Below are 17,279 nucleotides of genomic sequence, written 5' to 3' on the forward strand. Positions count from 1 at the left end.
TGTTGCCCTCCCACGATCGCTCCGCGAAGGTGCCGCGGACGAGGTGTCCACGGCACCCACCTCCCGTCGCTCATGCGTGCCGGACCACTGCTGAATCGGCCGTCCGGTGAGCCCGGGGACGCGACGGCCGACAGGGCTCCGGCGGGGTGTGGCCGGAACACCACGCGGGCCCGACGGGTGCGCGGTCACACACCGGTGGACGCCCGAACGGTCTCGTCCGAAGCGGACACCTCGCCGTAGGCGGCGACGAGGACGGCGGGGTCGGGGCCTTCGAGGACGGTGGGCTTGCCCAGGCCGTCGAGGACGATGAACCGGAGCAGGTCGCCCCGGGACTTCTTGTCGACCTTCATCGCCTCCAGGAGCTCGGGCCACTGGTCACCGCGGTAGGTCAGCGGCAGGCCGACGGACTCCAGGACCGTGCGATGCCGGTCGGCGGTGGCGTCGTCCAGGCGCCGGGTCAGCCGGCCGAGCTCCGCGGCGAACACCATGCCGACCGACACGGCCGCGCCGTGACGCCACGTGTAGCGCTCGTTCCTCTCGATGGCGTGAGCCAGCGTGTGCCCGTAGTTGAGGATCTCCCGGCGGCCCGACTCCTTCAGGTCACCGGAGACCACCTCGGCCTTGACCCTGATCGAGCGGACGATCAGCTCGGTCGTGTGCGGCCCGCCCGGCGTGCGGGCTCCCTGCGGGTCGGCCTCGACGAGGTCGAGGATCACCGGGTCGGCGATGAAACCGGCCTTGATGATCTCCGCCATGCCGCTGACGTAGTCGTGGACCGGCAGCGAGTCCAGCGTCGCCGGATCACACAGCACACCCGCCGGCGGATGAAAGGCGCCGACGAGGTTCTTGCCCTCGGCGGTGTTGATGCCGGTCTTGCCGCCGACGGCCGCGTCCACCATCGCGAGCAGCGTGGTCGGCACGGCGATCCAGCGGACCCCGCGCAGCCAGGTCGCGGCAACGAAACCGGCCAGATCGGTCGTCGCCCCGCCGCCCACACCCACGATCACGTCGGTGCGGGTGAACCCGGTCCGACCGAGCGCCTTCCAGCAGTACGCGGCGACCTCGGCGGTCTTGGCCTCCTCCGCGTTCGGCACCTGGACGGCCACCGCCTCGAAGCCGTGTCCGGCAAGGTCAGCCCGCAGCGCCTCACCCGCCCCGACCAGCGCCTCGGGGTGGATCACCGCGACACGCCTGGCCTCGGGACCGATCAGAGTGGGCAGCTCGCCCAGCAGCTGCCGCCCGATCAGCACCTCGTACGGATCCGTACCCGCCGAACCGCCGACCTGGATCCGGGTCACTTCCTGGTCCGTCATACGTCCTTCTTCAGCTCCGCAGCGTCGAGGACCGCGTCCGCGACCTCTTCGGGTGTGCGACCGTCGGTGGCCACGACCACCCGGGCGACTTCGGCGTACAGAGGGGTGCGGGCCTCCGCCAACTCCTGCCAGCGCTCCCGTGGATCGCCCGCGAGCAGCGGACGCGCGGTGGCCAACCCCGCACGGCCGACCGCCTCCTCGACGCCCATCGACAGGTGGACCACCGCTGGGTGGGCGGCCAGCAGGCGCCGGGTCCCGGCGTCCAGGACCGCGCCGCCGCCGAGGGCCAGCACACCGTCGTGCTCGGCGAGCGCGGTGGCGACAGCGTCCTTCTCCAACGCCCGGAAGCGCTCCTCACCCTCCTCGGTGAAGATGTCCGCGACAGACCGCCCCTCGGCGGCGACGATGACGTCGTCCGTGTCCCAAAACGCGCAGCGCAGCCGCTGCGCGAGGAGCGCGCCCACGGTCGACTTGCCGACCCCCATCGGTCCGACCAGGACGATCAGGGGTGCGGTCACCGGATCTGGAGGTTGTCGAGGTACGACCGCACGTTGCGCCGCGTCTCCGGCACGCTGTCGCCACCGAACTTCTCCACCACCGCGTCCGCGAGAACCAGCGCCACCATCGCCTCGGCCACGATCCCCGCAGCCGGCACCGCACACACGTCGGAGCGCTGGTGGTGCGCCTGCGTGGCCTCACCCGTCACCACGTCCACCGTCGCCAGCGCACGCGGAACCGTCGCGATCGGCTTCATCGCCGCCCGCACACGCAACAGCTCACCGGTGGTCAGGCCGCCCTCGGTGCCACCGGAGCGGCCCGAGGTGCGCCTGATGCCGTCCTCGGTCTTCACGATCTCGTCGTGCGCCCGCGAACCCGGCACCCGCGCCAGCTCGAAACCGTCACCCACCTCGACACCCTTGATCGCCTGGATCCCCATCAACGCAGCAGCCAGCCGCGCGTCCAGACGCCGGTCCCACTGCACATGCGAGCCCAGCCCGACCGGCACCCCATAGGCCAGCACCTCGACCACACCACCCAGGGTGTCGCCGTCCTTGTGGGCCTGGTCGATCTCCGCGACCATCGCCTTCGACGCATCCGCGTCCAGGCACCGCACCGGATCGGCATCGAGCCTTCCCACATCGGACGGCTGAGGGTAGACACCGTACGGAGCCTTCGCCGCCGCCAGCGCCACCACGTGGGACACGATCTCGATCCCGGTCGCCTCCTTCAGGAACGACCGGGCCACCGCACCGAGCGCGACACGCGCGGCCGTCTCCCGCGCCGAAGCTCGCTCCAGGATCGGCCGGGCCTCGTCGAACCCGTACTTCTGCATACCCGCCAGATCGGCATGACCGGGACGCGGCCGGGTCAACGGCGCGTTACGCCCCGTCTCCTTCAGCTCCGATGGATCGACCGGATCGGCCGACATCACCTTCTCCCACTTCGGCCACTCCGTGTTCCCCACCATCACCGCGACCGGCGAACCCAGCGAGAGACCGTGCCGGACGCCACCCAGGAACGTGACCTCGTCCTGCTCGAACGTCATCCGCGCGCCCCGCCCGTGGCCGAGGCGCCGCCGCGCGAGGTGGTCCGCCACCAGCTCCGTGGTGACCGGGACACCGGCGGGAAGACCCTCCAGTGTCGCGACGAGTGCGGGTCCATGCGACTCTCCGGCTGTCAGCCAGCGCAACCTGCTCAACCGAGTGCCCCTTCCGTGCCGTTGGGCGACAGCGCGGTGGCGTGCCCCCCGTTGCGGTCACCGGCGATCCTTACGTGAGTCATGTCTTTCCTCGGATCCCTTCTACGGCCGGGATGAGCCGGCCGTCGGTACGGAGTGGCGGGGGAAGAGCCGGTGCAGCTCCTCGTGGAAGCCCGGGAAGGTCTTGGCGACGCAGCCGGGGTCGTCGAGCGTGATCCCCTCGGCGCGCAGACCGAGGACGGAGAACGCCATCGCGATGCGGTGGTCGCGGTGGCAGGCGACCCGCGCCGGTGCGGGGGTGCCGGGGTGGACCGTGATCCAGTCGCGGCCGGTCTCGGTCCGGATGCCCAGCGCGCGCAGGTTGCCCTCGACGGCGGCGATCCGGTCCGACTCCTTCAGGCGCGCGTGCCCGATGCCGTTGACGGTGATCGGGGCGTCGGCCAGCGGCGCGATCGCGGCGAGCGTCATGAAGGTGTCCGAGATCTCGCCCATGTCGACCGTGAACCCGCCCCGGAACGCGCCGGTGCCGGTGACGGTGGTCGCCTCGTCGGTGGTCTCCACCCGGGCGCCGGTGCGGGCGAGGACCTCGGTGAAGCGCAGGTCGCCCTGGAGGCTGCCGCGGCCGAGACCGGGCACGCGCACGCTCGTTCCGGTGATCGCCGCGGCGGCGAAGACGTACGAGGCCGTGGAGGCGTCGGGTTCGATCGGCATATCGGCCCCCCGGTAGCCCGTCGGCCGGACGGTGAACTCGCCGGGGGTGGCCTCGTCGACCTCGGCGCCGAAGCGCCGCATCAGGGCGATCGTCATGTCGATGTAGGGCCGGCTGACGAGCTCCGGCACGGTCAGCGCCAGCGGCCGGCGCATCAGCGGGCCCGCCATCAGCAGCCCGGTCAGGAACTGGCTGCTGAGCGTGGAGTCCACGGTCAGCGCGCCGCCGTCGAGCCCCCGCGAGCGCACCCGCAGCGGCAGGCGCCCGCCGGGTCCGGTGGTGACCTCGGCCCCCAGCCGCCGCAGGGCGTCGGCGAGGGGAGCCACCGGGCGGGCGGTGAGCTGGTCGGAGCCCTCGAAGCCGAAGTCGCCGTGGCCCGTGGCGGCGAAGGGCGGCAGGAAGCGGGCCGCCGTGCCGGCGTCGGCGCACCAGGCGGTCCCCGTGCCGACCGGGCCTCGGCCCAGGCCGGTCACGTTCCAGACGCTGTCGTCGTCGGAGGGGTCGATGCGGACGCCGAGCCCGCTGAGGGCCTCACGGAAGGCCGTGGTGTCGTCGCTCACCAGCGGAGCGCCGAGGGCGCTCGTCGAGTCGGCGGCTGCCGCGAGCAGCAGCGCCCTGTTGGTGAGCGACTTCGACCCCGGTATCCGGGCGTGCAGGGCGGGGGTCGCCGGTACGGCGATGGTCATGGCTGTCCTTTGCGAGTACGGCCGCCGCGTGCGGCGGTCCGGGAGAGAGCGCCGCACACCCCGAGCGTCCTGACGGCCGTCTCGCCCTGTGCGGCCGAGGAACGAAAGGCCGCCCGGTCAGCCGCCGGCCACCTCCGCGAGGAGCGTGCCGATGATCCGGGGCCCGTCGACGGTCAGTACGGACTCGGCGTGGAACTGCATGGACACGAAGCCGGCCGCCCGCAAGCCGTGCACCTCACCCGTCAGCGGGTCGCGGCTGACCTCAACGCGTCCGTGCACGGGGTGCTCGAAGGAGTCCCTCTCGGAGTGCGCGGCGAAGGTGTTGTAGAAGCCCACCCGCTCCCGCCTGCCGAAGAGGTCGATCTCGTGCTGGGCGCCCTGGTTGGGCGTCGGCCGGCGCACCAGGTCGAGTCCGAGCAGGGTGCTGAGCACCTGGTGACTCAGGCAGACCGCCATGAACGGCCGGCGCTCCTGCAGGAGTTGGGTCACCGCCGACCGCAGGTGCGCGATCTTCCGGTCGCTTGTCTCGCGCGGGTCGCCGGGGCCCGGCCCCATCACGACCAGGTCGTGCTCGTCGAAGGAGTAGCGCTCGTCGAAACGCCGTACGCTCACCTCTCCGCCGAGCGAGCGGATCTGATGGGCGATCATCTCCGTGAACGTGTCCTCGGCGTCGATCACCAGCACCCGGCGGCCGGACAGCGGCCCGCCCGTGCCGTCACGCGTCCCCCGGTCCTTCAGCCAGAAGTCGGCGATGCGCTCGTTGCGTTCGTCAAGGGCCTCGCGGACCGCGGGGTGCGCCCCGAACCGGATGGGCTCGGCGTCGCCGAGCGCGGCGAGCAGGCCGGCCGCCTTGGCCCGGGTCTCGTGCACCTCGGACTCCGGGTCGGAGTGGCGCACCAGGGTCGCGCCCACCCCGATCCGCATCATGCCCTCGTCGTCGATGTCGGCGGTCCGGATCAGGATCGACGAGTCCAGGGTGCGGCCGCCCGCGGCGTCGCGGCCGATCAGGGCGGCCACACCGCTGTAGTAGCCGCGGCCCTGGGGCTCGTACCGGCTGATGACCCGCGCGGCGCTCTCCAGCGGAGAACCGGTCACGGTCGGTGCGAACAGCGTCTCGCGCAGGATGTCCCGCACATCGCGGTCGGTCCGGCCCTCGATGAAGTACTCGGTGTGCGCCAGCCGCGCCATCTCCTTGAGATAGGGACCCACCACCCGGCCGCCCTCCGGGCAGATCCGGGCCATCATCTTGAGTTCCTCGTCGACGACCATGTACAGCTCGTCGGCCTCCTTGGGGTCGGCGAGGAATTCCATGACACCGTCGAGGTCCGGGCCGCCCGCCGGGTAGCGGTAGGTGCCGCTGATCGGGTTCATCACGGCCGTGCCGTCGTGGACGCTGATGTGCCGCTCCGGAGTGGCGCCCACGAACGTCCGCTCGCCGGTGTGCACGAGGAACGTCCAGTACGCCCCCGCCTCCCGCTGCACCAGGCGGCGGAAGAACGACAGCGCCGCGGGCAGACCGAACCCGGGCAGCCGGGCCGTGAACGAGCGCCGCATCACGAAGTTGGCGCCCTCACCGGTGCCGATCTCGTCCGCGACGACCCGCCGCACGATCTCCGCGTAGGCCTCGTCGTCCACGTCGAAGTGGCCGTCGGTCACCTTCACCGGCTCGTCCGGCAGCAGCGGTAACGTCGCGCGCAGCGGCACCGCCGCCTGCTCGCGGACCGTCATCGCCAGCAGCGGCGCTCCGTCGTCGGGAGCGGCGAAGCCCCGCTCGGCGAGCTGGCGGTAGGGGATGAGGGTGAGCAGTTCCGTGCGGGCGCCTGTGCCGTTGTGCGGGGGCAGGTCGAGGTCGGCGAGCGACGCGATCTCCGTCACGTCGCCGGCCAGCAGTTCCAGGGTGTCCGGGTCCACGGTCTCGGGGCGGTGCATCAGTGCGAACGCGCCGGCCGAGCCGTCGAGGATGCGTGCCAGGAGGTCGTGCGCGCTGTCCTGCCTTGCCATGGGGATTCCTTTCGGCGGTGGGGCGCGATCAGAGCGCCGTGCCGCCCGCGTCGAGTTCGCTCAGCACGGTCTTGGCGGACACGACGCGGGCCGCGCGCTGTGCCGCGTAGTCGAGGGCGAGCCGGTGGTACTCGGCCGAGAAGTCGGCCACGGCGTCGGCCACCAGGAAGGGCTGGATGTCGTGGGTGAAGGCCTCGACCGCCGTCATCAGGACGCCCACGTGCGCGTACACGCCGCAGATGATCAGCTGGTCGCGCTGGTCGGACCGCATCCGCTCCAGCAGGTCCGACTTGAAGAAGGCGCTGTAGCGCCACTTCGTGAACGTCCAGTCGCCGGGGCCCGGTTCGAGGGGCTCGACCACCTTGCGGTGCTCGGGAGTGGGCTTCATCCCCGGTCCCCAGAAGTCCGCCAGGAGTCCGCGCTGTTCGGGCGTCATGCCGCCGGGCTGTGCCGTGTACGCGATGGGGATGCCGAGCTCGACGCACCGCTCGCGCAGCAGCGCGGTGTTGCCGACCAGGGCGTCGCCGGGCGCCTCCGAGCGCGGGAACGGCTTGAGGAAGTACTCCTGCATGTCGTGCAGCAGCAGGACGGCCCGCCGGGGGTTCACGGGCCAGCTGACGGTGTTCTCCGGCAGCTCGCCCTCCTGGGGCATCGGATAGGGCTCGATCGGGGGAATACCGGGCATGGGCCGGTCGGTCCTCTCTTCGTTGGACGCCGAACGTGGCAAGGCCGTCCACGGTCGGTTCGTGCGGGGGTGGTGTGGCTCGCCCGGTCGGACGGAAGGACATCCACGGGTACTGATGCGTGCGCGCCGTCGTACGGCGCCGGGTTCATCCCCGCCAGGCCGAGACGACTTCGATGGCCTGCTGAGGATTGAGGCGGGGATCGCAGAAGCTGAGGTACTTGTCGCCCAGGCGGTCGAGGCCGGCCTCGTCCATGACGCACTCGGTGACGGTGTCCGGGGTCGTCTCCAGGTGCAGGCCCGCCGCGACGCCGCCGTTCTGGCTCACCGCGGTCTGGAAGTTCTCGACCTCGCGAACGACCGTCCGCACCAGGCGGGTCTTGAGCCCGTCGGGACCGGAGACCGTGTTCCCGTGCATCGGGTCCGACAGCCACAGCACCGGGTGGCCGGCCTGGGCGACCGCCTCGACCAGTGCGGGCAGCCGCTCGCCGGCGTTGTCGGCACCCATGCGCGCGATCAGCGTCAGCCGTCCGGGACGCCGCTGGGCGTCCAGGCGCTCGCACAGGGCGAGCAGCTCATCGGGTGTCATGGTCGGGCCCACCTTGACCGCGACCGGATTGGAGACCGCGGCCAGGAGCCCGATGTGAGCGCCGTCCAGCTGCCGAGTCCGCTCACCCACCCACGGCCAGTGCGTGGACGTCAGCAGCAGCGAGCCGTCCGGTTCACGACGCAGCAGCGGCAACTCGTAGTCCAGCAGCAGCGCCTCGTGGCTGGTCCACACCGGCACCTCGAGCTCGGACCGGACGGCGGTGCCGCGCCAGCCGAGGTAGTGCATGGTGTCGCTCGCGGCCCGGTAGCCGCTCAGCAGGTGACGGGGGTCGGGCCGGCGCAGCACCGCATCCGGCTCCGGTCTGTTGACCATGTGCCCGCGGTAGACGGGCAGTTGTGTGCCGTTGACGGTCTCGGTCGGGGAGGAGCGGGGCTTGCCGTACTGCCCGGCGATCCTTCCCACCCTGATGATGGGTTTGCCCGAGGCGAGCTTCATCGTTCCGGCCAGCACGTCGAGCAGCGCGGCCTTGCGCGTGACGTCCTCGGGTGTGGCCTCGGCGGGGTTCTCGGCGCAATCGCCGGTCTGGATCACTTGCAGATGCCCTGCGGCTGCTTCCATCAGCAGCGCTCGCAGACGGCGCACGGCTTCGGAGTCCACGAGAGCCGGCATCCGCCCGAGATTCGTACGGACCTCCTCCAGGGAGGTGTGGCCTTCCCAGTCGGGCTGCTGCAGCGCGGGTATGGACCGGAGGTAGGACTGAATGTCGATCATCGATTCCCTCAGCGAGCATGCCGGAGCGATTCCGGGCAGGTGCGGACGTGGTCAATTCGCAGTGGGGCACGGAAAGGTGTGCGCCGGCCGGACCGTCTGGCCAACGCGGTATTCAGCGGTTCACGGACGGTCCAGCGGGCCATGAACAATTCCGGGGAGTGCCGTGCGCCGTCGACGTGCTTTTCTCGGTGGTCGAGCACGTCGGTGCTTCGTCGCAGCGCTTGCACCGACCCGTCGGGCTTTACTATCGGCCGACGGAATGTGACGCGCAACGACCGCCCCACGAATACGTCAAGTGTGCTTGGGGGCGGCTGTCGAGGCGGCGGATGATGCTCGGCGTCGCGCGATGCCCGCCTTGGCGAACACCTGACGCGCGGAAGGAAAGAAGGTGCCACCCGAGATGTCTCCGCATTGCTCTGCGGAAACCATCGGGGCGGGCGGGAAGGTCTCGATCAATCCTGTGCAGAGAAAGCGCGCCACCCCGGCAGGAACGTGGCCATTCCTGCCGAAGCGGCGTGCGTGCCTGTTGTCGAACCGTGCGCAGTCGATTCACGCAGACATGAGCGACGTCAGGTCCCTGGCGTATTTCTCGATGAGCGAGGGGGAGATGTGCGGGATGTCCTCGTCGGCTCCGATCTTCGCGGCCCGGACGGCCGCACGGAATCGCTCGGAGGGTATGTCGGATCCACGCACAGCGGTTTCCGGGTCCTTGAATCCATGCATCAGTGGCAACGACGAGTGCTGCCGCTGCTCTTCGGGAAGTGCCCGCATGGCCGTCTCGAACCGATCGAGCCAGTCCGCGTAGTCGTCGATCCGCTCGATGCGATGACCTGCGTCACTCAGCCAGTCGATGAAGGTGTCGAGCGAGATCCCGTCGTCGTGCGGGTTCACCAGACTGAACGTCCGGTATTCGCCGGTGATCTGTCCGCCCAGCGACACGACAGCCGCGGCGGTGAAGTCCACGGGAAGCCCGTCGTAGTGAGCCCTTGGCCGCTTCCCCTCACCGTCGTTGCGGTAGAAGGACGCGGGCGCGATGCCGGTCGCGAGCACGCTGAAGAGAAGTCGGGAGAACATGTCGGGGACATTGAGCTGTCCGCCGTAGCTGCTGTGGGCGAGAATCATGTTCGACCGGAACACGGTGACCGGGAGACCACACAGGTCGTGAGCCTCACGCAGCAGGACTTCTCCCGCCCACTTGCTCGTCGCATAGCCGCTGGCGTAGCCCGCGTCGACCGGCTGAACCGGGAGCGCCTGCCTCACGTCGGGGTCTTCGCCCAGAGCGGGGTTCCGGGACGTGGCGACGGCCACGCTGGATATGTAGGTGAACGGCTTCATCCGCCCGGTGAGCGCCAGGCGGACCAGCTCGGCGGTTCCCACCACGTTGGCTTCGAACAGATGGTTGTACGGCAGCACGTGGTTGACGAGAGCACCGGCGTGGACAATCACGTCCACCTCCTCGGACAGCCTCTCCCAGGTGCGGTCGCTCAACCCCAGCTGCGGTTCCGCCATGTCCCCCGCCACGACCTCCAGATGGTCGGCGGCCAAGGTCTGGAACCGATGCGTCAGCTGCCCGTCGCCGCCGGCGAACGACTCCTCGAGGCGCTTCCTGGCAGTCGCCACGTCCTTCCCGCGCACGAGGCAGACCAGCCGGCCGTCGGTCTTCTCCAGCTGTTCCAGCCACTCCATGCACAGGAAGCGCCCGAGATACCCACTCGCCCCGGTCAACAGGACGGTCCGGGGCGATGCGGCGGGAAGAGGCAGCCGCTTGGCCTCGGCGAGCGTCTGTGGATCGATGAACTTCTCCAGCGTGAGGTCCGCGGCCTGGACCTCGACGCTTCCCTGTCCGTGCACCGACGCGAAGCTGGGCTGGTTCAGTCCGGTCTCGCGCTTGGCCTCGATGTGGTCGGCCATCTGCTGGAGGTCGGTGGCCGCACTGATGATCACGTCCACCGGGACTCGGACCGCGAAGATGTCATCGAGCAGGTCGGAGAACGCCACCGCGGTGAGCGAGTCGCCACCCAGATCCCTGAAGTGCGCTGTGGGGCTCACCTCGACCCCCGAGCCCGCAAGCAGTGCCTGGGCCGCACGCTGGAGCGTCTCCAGCACGGAGCGGTCCGCGGCACCGCGACGAACGTCCAGCAGCTCCTCGTTCTCGCGCGCGGCGATGTCCACGTACAGCGCTTCCAGACGCTCCCGGTACCGCTCCAGCAGGCGGGGGCGCAGAAGCTTCCGGTGATCCGAGAGCAGGCCGTTGTCCTGGCTGAACGGCTCGGTCTCGATCAGGAACTCGCGTGGGATCTCGTAGGAGTTCAGCCCTTCCTCCTTCGCGACCTGGACGAAGGACTCGCTGAGCTGCTGCTGCAGTTCTTCCGTCCGGCCCTCGAAGCGGGTGAGGGCATCCGCGGAAGGGACGACGACAGCGAGCAGATAGGACCGTTCACTGTTCCCGTACACGAATACCTGACGGACCAGCGGGCTGTAGGCGAAGATGGCCTCCAGGCGCGCGGTCGCCACGAACTCACCCTGAGACAGTTTCAGCACACTCATGCGCCGGTCGATGATGGCGTGCCGTCCCGGCGCGACCTCGGCGACGATGTCGCCTGTCTTGTAGTAGCCGTCCTCGTCGAGGAGTTCGGCCGTCAGCTCCGGGTGCTTGAAATAGCCGGGAATGAGGGCGTCGGTCTTGAGCAGCAGTTCCCCGCGGGGATGCGGCGAATCGGTGAGGTAGTAGCCGAGTTCGGGAACATCGACGAGCTTGTAGTCGATGACCGGTGGGCTCAGCACCTCTCCGTCGACCGATACGGCCGCGGCCTCGGTGGAGCCGTAGATGTTGTGCAGTTTGAGGCCGAGGAGAGACTCCATGAAGGCCGTCAGCTCGGCGGACAGGGGAGCGGACGCACAGCCGGCCCAGGCGACCTGGCCGCCGAGCAGTCTCACCCGCATGTCTTCCTTGACCTGGTCCTCGAGGGCGGCACGGTCGGCGCCTGCCGTGGTCAGGCGGTCGAGTTCGCTCTGGTACTTCTGGAAGATCAACTCGCAGATGCGCGGTATCAGTGAAAGTTCCGTCGGGCGCGCCAGCGCGATGTCCTCGAAGAAGGTCGACAGATCGCTCTTGGCCGTGAAGTACGTGATGCCGCCCCGCGCCAGGGTGTTCTTCAGCGAGGAGTGGCCGGCGACATGGCTCATCGGCATGTAGCTGAAGGTGACCGTCTCGCCCTCGGAGAAGAGCTTCGACCACGCCCCGCCCCACATCGCACTGGTGAGGCGGTCGGTGTACATGGCGCCCTTGGGCGTTCCCGTGCTCCCCGAGGTGTAGATGAGCATGGCCAGCGGGTCGTCGTCGCCCGGGACGAACAACGGCGCTTCGGGAAGGCCGGCACCGCGGCGGAGTACCTCGGGAAGGGAATCGACACTCACGAAACGGCCGGCACTCTTGACGCGGCTGCGCGCTTCGTCCAGCGCGTCGACGTGGTCACTGACTTCCTCATGGAAATCGAATACCAGGATGCGCTCGACCGACGGGCTTTCGAGAGCGAGCTCGACCGCCCTGTCCAGGCGTTCGACACTCGCGGCGACAAGGCGGGACTCCGTCTCGTCGATGATCGTCCTCTGCTGTGACGCAGGCGAACTGGTCTGCAGCGGAACGCTGACGAACCCGAGGTAGGTGCAGGCCAGATCGAGGATGGTGTAATCGCCGCTGGCGAAACCGAGCATGGCGACGCGGTCGCCCGGCTTCAGCTGATGGCGCGCGTCACCGTGCCATTCATTCGCCACCGCGCGTACGCGCGCCCACAGCTCGCCGAAACTGGTCTTTTCGTACCGTGGGAGAAGACGGTACGAAACACGGCCGGTCGCGGGGTCCCGCACGAACTCCTTGGCCCGTTCACCGATAGCTGGCCGATCGGCATAGCGCACCATTACGTTTTCCATCACTTGCGCAAGTCGCATTTTTGGTCTCCGCGTCGTGTACGGACCTGATCTCGGCCGGCAGACAGAGGGATGGGTGGCCGGTGGCCTTCCGGCGGCGCCGTCCCGCTTTACGGGAAGGGGTGCATCGACATCGGACGCGATGTGCTGGCCCACAGGGGTGAAAACCCCGCGCGCCACCCCGACTCGCGACATGACGCTACCGAGTTGAGCACCCCATGGCTAAGCCGACGGCGATCTATGTCATGTCCATCGCACGAAGGCCGTTGTTCGGCAGATCCGGTGCCCTGCCGGTGAGGGATCGCGGGCAGGCGTGAACGCGCCGACGCCGTACGGGACGGGCCCGTACGGCGTCAGCGCGTTCGCCGGGCACGGCACGTCAGGGCCCCGCGGCAGCAGGCCCGGGCGCGCGCGTCGGCGGGTGAGTGTGTCGGTCAGTCGTCTCGCAGGGAGTCGGCGCAGCGGTGGCTCTGGTGGGTCAGGACCTGCAAGGCATCGGCGGAGCCCGCGTCATTCGGGGTGTAGATCTCAAGGCGGTGGTCCGGGCTGTCCGGCTGCAACCAGACCTGGTAGTCGACACTCAGCGCGCCCACGGTCGTGTGCTGTATGTGCATGGTTCCCGTGGTGCAGTCCGCGACATCCCGATTCGCCCACAGGGCGGAGAAGTCGTCGCTGCGCATGGTGAGTTCGCCGATCAGCCCCGCCAGGCGCGCATCGGTGGGATAGCGGCCGGCCGTCAGCCGGAGGTACGCGACGTGAGCGCGGGCGAGCGTGTGCCAGTTGCCGTACAGGTCACGCGTGACCGGGTCGAGGAAGAACATGCGAGGAATCGAAGGGCGACGTTCCGGATCGGTCGGTGTCTCGAAGGCGATGTGCTCGGCGAGGAGCGCGTGCCCGCTGCGGTTCCACGCGAGCACGTCTCCGCGGCGGCCCAGGGCGATCGCCGGTGTGGCCTCGCCGAGGGATTCCAGGAGCGCGAGGACGTGCTTGTGGGGTTTTTCCGCCGGGGGTTCGGCGAGTCGTGGCGTCGCCGAGTGCCGAGCGAGGTTGTGCAGGTGCACGGTCTCGGTCGCGTTGAGCTGCAGCGCCCGGGCGAGCGCGTCGAGTACCTGCTCCGAGGCCGTCTCGGCCTGCCCTTGTTCCAGCCGCGTGTAGTAGCCGGCGCTCACTCCCGCGAGTTGGGCGAGCTCTTCCCGTCGCAGCCCGGGAACGCGGCGCCCTGTGCCATGTGTGCGCAGTCCGATCTCGTCCGGGGTGACCCGGTCGCGGCGGCTCTTCAGAAACGTCCCGAGGCTCTCCACGACGGCAAGCGTAAGCCGGACGTGCGCACCGCTGGGTATACCTGTCAGGTGTACCCCCAGCAGGGGGGTGGTTGTCGACATGACGATGCCCGACGGTCGAGGCATGTCGGAAGAGCACTCACACAACAAACCCGGCCTGCGCGCGTGGCTGGGGCTGCTGGTCGTACTCGGGCCCGTCCTGCTGGTCTCCATGGACGGGTCGATCCTGTACCTGGCGATGCCCCGGGTCAGTCAGGACCTCACCCCCACGGCCGATCAGGCCCTGTGGACCCTGGACATCTACGGATTCGCGGTCGGCTCGCTGCTGATCGCGTTCGGTAACATCGGGGACCGGTACGGTCGGCTGAAGTTGCTGATGATCGGAGCGACCGTCTTCGGGCTCGCGTCCGCGGCATCCGCCTTCGCGCCCAACGCGGAGCTCCTCATCGCGTCCCGCGCTCTGATGGGTGTGGCCGGCGCGACTCTTCTGCCGTCGGCACTGGCTGTGCTGAGCGAGCTGTTCAGCGACCCGCGACGGCGGGCGCAGGCCATCGGCATCTTCGCCGCGGCCTTCGCGGCGGGGTTCGCCATCGGCCCCGTCGCAGGTGGCATCCTGCTGGAACGCTTCTGGTGGGGCTCGGTCTTCCTGATCAACCTGCCCGTCATCGCCCTGTTCCTCATCTTCGCGCCCATCCTGCTGCGTGAAGTGAGTACGACCCGTCCCGGCCGCATCGACGCCTTCAGCGTCGTGGCCTCCGCGGCCGGCCTCCTGGGCGCCGTGTACGCCCTCAAGCACGCGGCCGCCGAAGGGTTCTCGGTGCTCTCCGTTCTCGTGGGACTGGGCGGCGTCGTGCTGCTGGCCTTGTTCGTGCGTCGGCAGCGGCACCTCGAGTACCCGTTGATGGACTTCTCCCTCTTCCGCGACCGGGTCTTCACCGTCGCGATCATCACCGGCCTGCTGCCGCTGGCGGCCTGGTCGGCAGCCGCCTACCTGTCAGGTGTCTACCTCCAGTCCGTTCTGGACCTTCCCGTCCTGAAGGCAGCACTCCTGGCACTTCCCGGCGCGGTGGTCCTCACCGTCACCTGTGTCGTCACGCCCATGGTGGTCGACCGCATCGGCAAGCGGACGATTCTCATCATCTGCCACTTCTCCATCGCGGCAGGACTGCTGTTCCTGCTCCCCACCACCATCAGCGGCGGGGTCGGCTGGTACATCGCGTCCACGTCCGTCGCGGGCCTTGGCTACGGCATCTCCTTCAGCGTCGTCGCCGACACCGCGGTCGGCGCGGTGCCCGCCGAACGAGCGGGTTCGGCCGGCGCGATCGCCGAGACCAGCAACGAGATCGGCAACGCCCTCGGCATCGCGCTCATCGGCTCCCTCGCCGCGCTGCTCTTCCGGCTCCAAGGGCCTGACCTCGCGCCCACGCTCGACGAGACCCTGCAGCTGCCCGGTCTGACGTCCGCGGTGGTCACGGACGCGAAGTCGGCCTACGTCACCGGCCTGCACGCGGCGGTAGCGGTGGCCAGCGTCCTGCACTTCGCGCTCGGCATCCTGGCACTTCGCTGGCTGCCCAAGGCCGAGACCGCGCAGCAGGCCTCGGACTCCCTGGTCGAGGAGAAGGCCGATCCGGTGGAGAGCACGCCTCGTTGACGGCACCGGTCCCGGTGGCGAGGGGTTCCTTCGCCCTCCGGCTTCCTGATCACCAGGACATGAACGGCCGTGCCCCGGTCCGCAGCCTCCCCCCCTGCGGACCGGGGCACGGTTGCCTCCAGCCGTGAAGCCGCCGTCGACATGCACGACCTGGCCGAGCGGGTCCGTCTCGGCCAGGCGTCGGTGACGCGCATCGTCGCCCGGCTCGACGTGGCCGGATTCGCCGACACGGACCTGTGCCCGTCCGACGTGCGGGGTCTGCGCGGTGATCACGGACGAGGTGCGCGCACGGTGCGAGGCCGCCCGCTCGACGTACGCGGACGTCCTTCCCCCGGCACTCGACCGAATGGGGAACCCAGGTCTCGGGTCGGGCATACCTGGTTGCCTGGTGAAGCGATCGTGACCACGTCCGGGTTGCCTGCCGGCGGCGGCGAGGAGGAGGTGTCCTACGACAGCGAAGTTAGTCGTGCGCAGCGCGCTGACCTGCGTCGACTGGATTGGATGTCAACACGGCGGGCGATAGCGTGGAACATCGTGTCGGAGGGGGACGCTGGATGCGGATTGTGCGCGACATCTGCCGTGTGCACATTCTGTGCGCTGCCCACGCGTCCGCGTCAGCCGCTGCGTCGGCGAGCGCGGAGGGCGGCCCAGTGGCGTAGCCGTTCGCTGATCTGGGCTTCGTAGCCGTTGCGTGTGGGCTGGTAATAGGTCTCGCGGTCCATGTCGTCGGGGAAGTAGCCGGCGCCGGAGAAGCCGCCGGTGGTGTCGGGGTCGTACTGGTAATCCTTGCCGTAGCCGAGGTCCTTCATCAGCCGGGTCGGGGCGTTGAGGATGTGGGCGGGCGGCATGAGTGAGCCGGTGCGGCTGGCGGATCGGTGGGCCGCGTTGAAGCCGCGGTAGACGGCGATGGACTTGGGGGCCGTGGCGAGGTATAGAACGGCCTGGGCGATCGCCAACTCGCCCTCAGGGGAGCCGAGTCGCTCGTACACGTCCCAAGCGGCGAGGGCCTGCTGGATGGCGTGCGGGTCGGCGATGCCAATGTCTTCGTTCGCGAAGCGGACCAGGCGGCGGGCCACGAACAGGGGGTCCTCGCCGCCGTCGAGCATGCGGGCGAGCCAGTACAGGGCCGCGTCCGGGTCGGAGCCACGCATCGACTTGTGGAGCGCGGAGATCAGGTTGTAGTGGCTCTCCTGCGCCTTGTCGTATAGCGGGGCGCGCTGCTGGATGTGGTGGGCGAGGGCGGCGGTGTCCAGGGGGGTGCCGGGGTTCGGGAGGGCTTGGAGCTGTTCGGCCATGTTGAGGAGGTAGCGGCCGTCGCCGTCGGCCATGGCGATCAGGGCGCGGCGGGCGTCGTCGTCCAGGGGCAGCCGGTGGCCGGTGAGGCCCTCGGCACGGTCGAGGAGTGTGGACAGGGCGGCTTCGTCGAGGCGTTTGAGGACGAGGACCTGGGTGCGGGAGAGGAGGGCGCCGTTGAGTTCGAAGCTCGGGTTCTCCGTGGTGGCGCCGATCAGGGTGATCGTGCCGTCCTCGACGTAGGGCAGGAAGCTGTCCTGCTGGGCGCGGTTGAAGCGGTGGATCTCGTCGACGAACAGCAGGGTGCCCTGGCCGATGGTGCGCCGGCTGCGGGCGGCGGCGAAGACCTTGCGCAGGTCGGCCACGCCGGAGAAGGTGGCCGACACCGGTTCGAAGGCCAGGTTGCTGCCGTCCGCGAGCAGGCGGGCGATGGTCGTCTTCCCGACGCCGGGCGGACCCCACAGGATGGCGGAGCCGAGGCGTTGCTGAGCGACCATGCGACCTAGCGGGGCGTCCGGGGCCAGGAGGTGGTCCTGCCCGACGACCTCATCCAGCTGGGTGGGGCGCAGGCGGTCGGCGAGGGGCCGGGCGGACTCCTCGTCGAAGAGCGGCAGGGTCGCTTCGTTCGGTTCCATTGGTCTCTCGGATCGCAGGCAAAGGTGTGCGGGCGTGGCGAGCCTTGCACGGGGCACTGACAGACGTGGGCTCAGCGGCTCG

11 protein-coding genes are annotated in these 17,279 nt (G+C 69.6%); 1 reads left to right on the forward strand and 10 read right to left on the reverse strand.

Translation table 11 applies throughout. The annotated features are described in order from the left end of the window. Positions 1-185 precede the first annotated feature (185 nt). The 9 genes from aroB to IE178_RS23610 all read right to left on the reverse strand — a co-directional run bounded on the left by aroB (position 186) and on the right by IE178_RS23610 (position 13,639). Positions 186-1,313 (reverse strand): 3-dehydroquinate synthase, encoded by a 1,128-nt coding sequence (gene aroB / locus IE178_RS23570; RefSeq protein ID WP_193513693.1) that lies wholly within the window; start codon positions 1,311-1,313, stop codon positions 186-188. After that, positions 1,310-1,831 carry a shikimate kinase gene (locus tag IE178_RS23575; RefSeq protein WP_184765357.1) on the reverse strand — a complete coding sequence of 174 codons (522 nt, stop codon included), beginning with the start codon at positions 1,829-1,831 and terminating at the stop codon, positions 1,310-1,312. The genes aroB and IE178_RS23575 overlap by 4 nt, the downstream gene beginning before the upstream one ends. Beyond that, complete coding sequence (gene aroC / locus IE178_RS23580) at positions 1,828-3,012, reverse strand: chorismate synthase (protein ID WP_184765358.1); 1,185 nt, start codon at positions 3,010-3,012, stop codon at positions 1,828-1,830. The genes IE178_RS23575 and aroC overlap by 4 nt, the downstream gene beginning before the upstream one ends. A gap of 102 nt (positions 3,013-3,114) precedes the next feature. Further along, positions 3,115-4,407 (reverse strand): 3-phosphoshikimate 1-carboxyvinyltransferase, encoded by a 1,293-nt coding sequence (gene aroA / locus IE178_RS23585; protein ID WP_193513694.1) that lies wholly within the window; start codon positions 4,405-4,407, stop codon positions 3,115-3,117. A 117-nt stretch (positions 4,408-4,524) separates the two neighbouring features. Beyond that, positions 4,525-6,408 (reverse strand): anthranilate synthase family protein, encoded by a 1,884-nt coding sequence (locus tag IE178_RS23590; RefSeq protein ID WP_193513695.1) that lies wholly within the window; start codon positions 6,406-6,408, stop codon positions 4,525-4,527. A gap of 28 nt (positions 6,409-6,436) precedes the next feature. Further along, entirely contained in the window at positions 6,437-7,093 is a 657-nt protein-coding gene (locus tag IE178_RS23595) for an isochorismatase family protein (protein WP_184765361.1), read from the reverse strand. 145 nt (positions 7,094-7,238) lie between these two features. Beyond that, on the reverse strand, positions 7,239-8,411 hold the full coding sequence (locus IE178_RS23600) for a 3-deoxy-7-phosphoheptulonate synthase (protein WP_184765362.1): 1,173 nt from the start codon (positions 8,409-8,411) through the stop codon (positions 7,239-7,241). 549 nt (positions 8,412-8,960) lie between these two features. Beyond that, on the reverse strand, positions 8,961-12,533 hold the full coding sequence (gene car, locus IE178_RS23605) for a carboxylic acid reductase (protein ID WP_318280210.1): 3,573 nt from the start codon (positions 12,531-12,533) through the stop codon (positions 8,961-8,963). Between the two features lie 239 nt (positions 12,534-12,772). After that, positions 12,773-13,639, reverse strand: coding sequence for a helix-turn-helix domain-containing protein (locus IE178_RS23610; RefSeq protein WP_193513696.1), 867 nt, complete (start codon positions 13,637-13,639; stop codon positions 12,773-12,775). Positions 13,640-13,742: 103 nt separating this feature from the next. Between IE178_RS23610 and IE178_RS23615 the strand changes: the two genes are divergently transcribed. Continuing rightward, the gene (locus IE178_RS23615; protein ID WP_184765364.1) at positions 13,743-15,269 is read left to right on the forward strand and encodes an MFS transporter; all 1,527 of its coding nucleotides are present in this window, start codon (positions 13,743-13,745) and stop codon (positions 15,267-15,269) included. Between the two features lie 614 nt (positions 15,270-15,883). Here IE178_RS23615 and IE178_RS23620 read toward each other — a convergent pair. Beyond that, on the reverse strand, positions 15,884-17,197 hold the full coding sequence (locus tag IE178_RS23620; protein ID WP_193513697.1) for a replication-associated recombination protein A: 1,314 nt from the start codon (positions 17,195-17,197) through the stop codon (positions 15,884-15,886). Positions 17,198-17,279 lie beyond the last annotated feature (82 nt).

The organism is Streptomyces griseoloalbus (genome assembly GCA_014650015.1).
Classification (GTDB): Bacteria; Actinomycetota; Actinomycetes; order Streptomycetales; family Streptomycetaceae; genus Streptomyces; species Streptomyces griseoloalbus.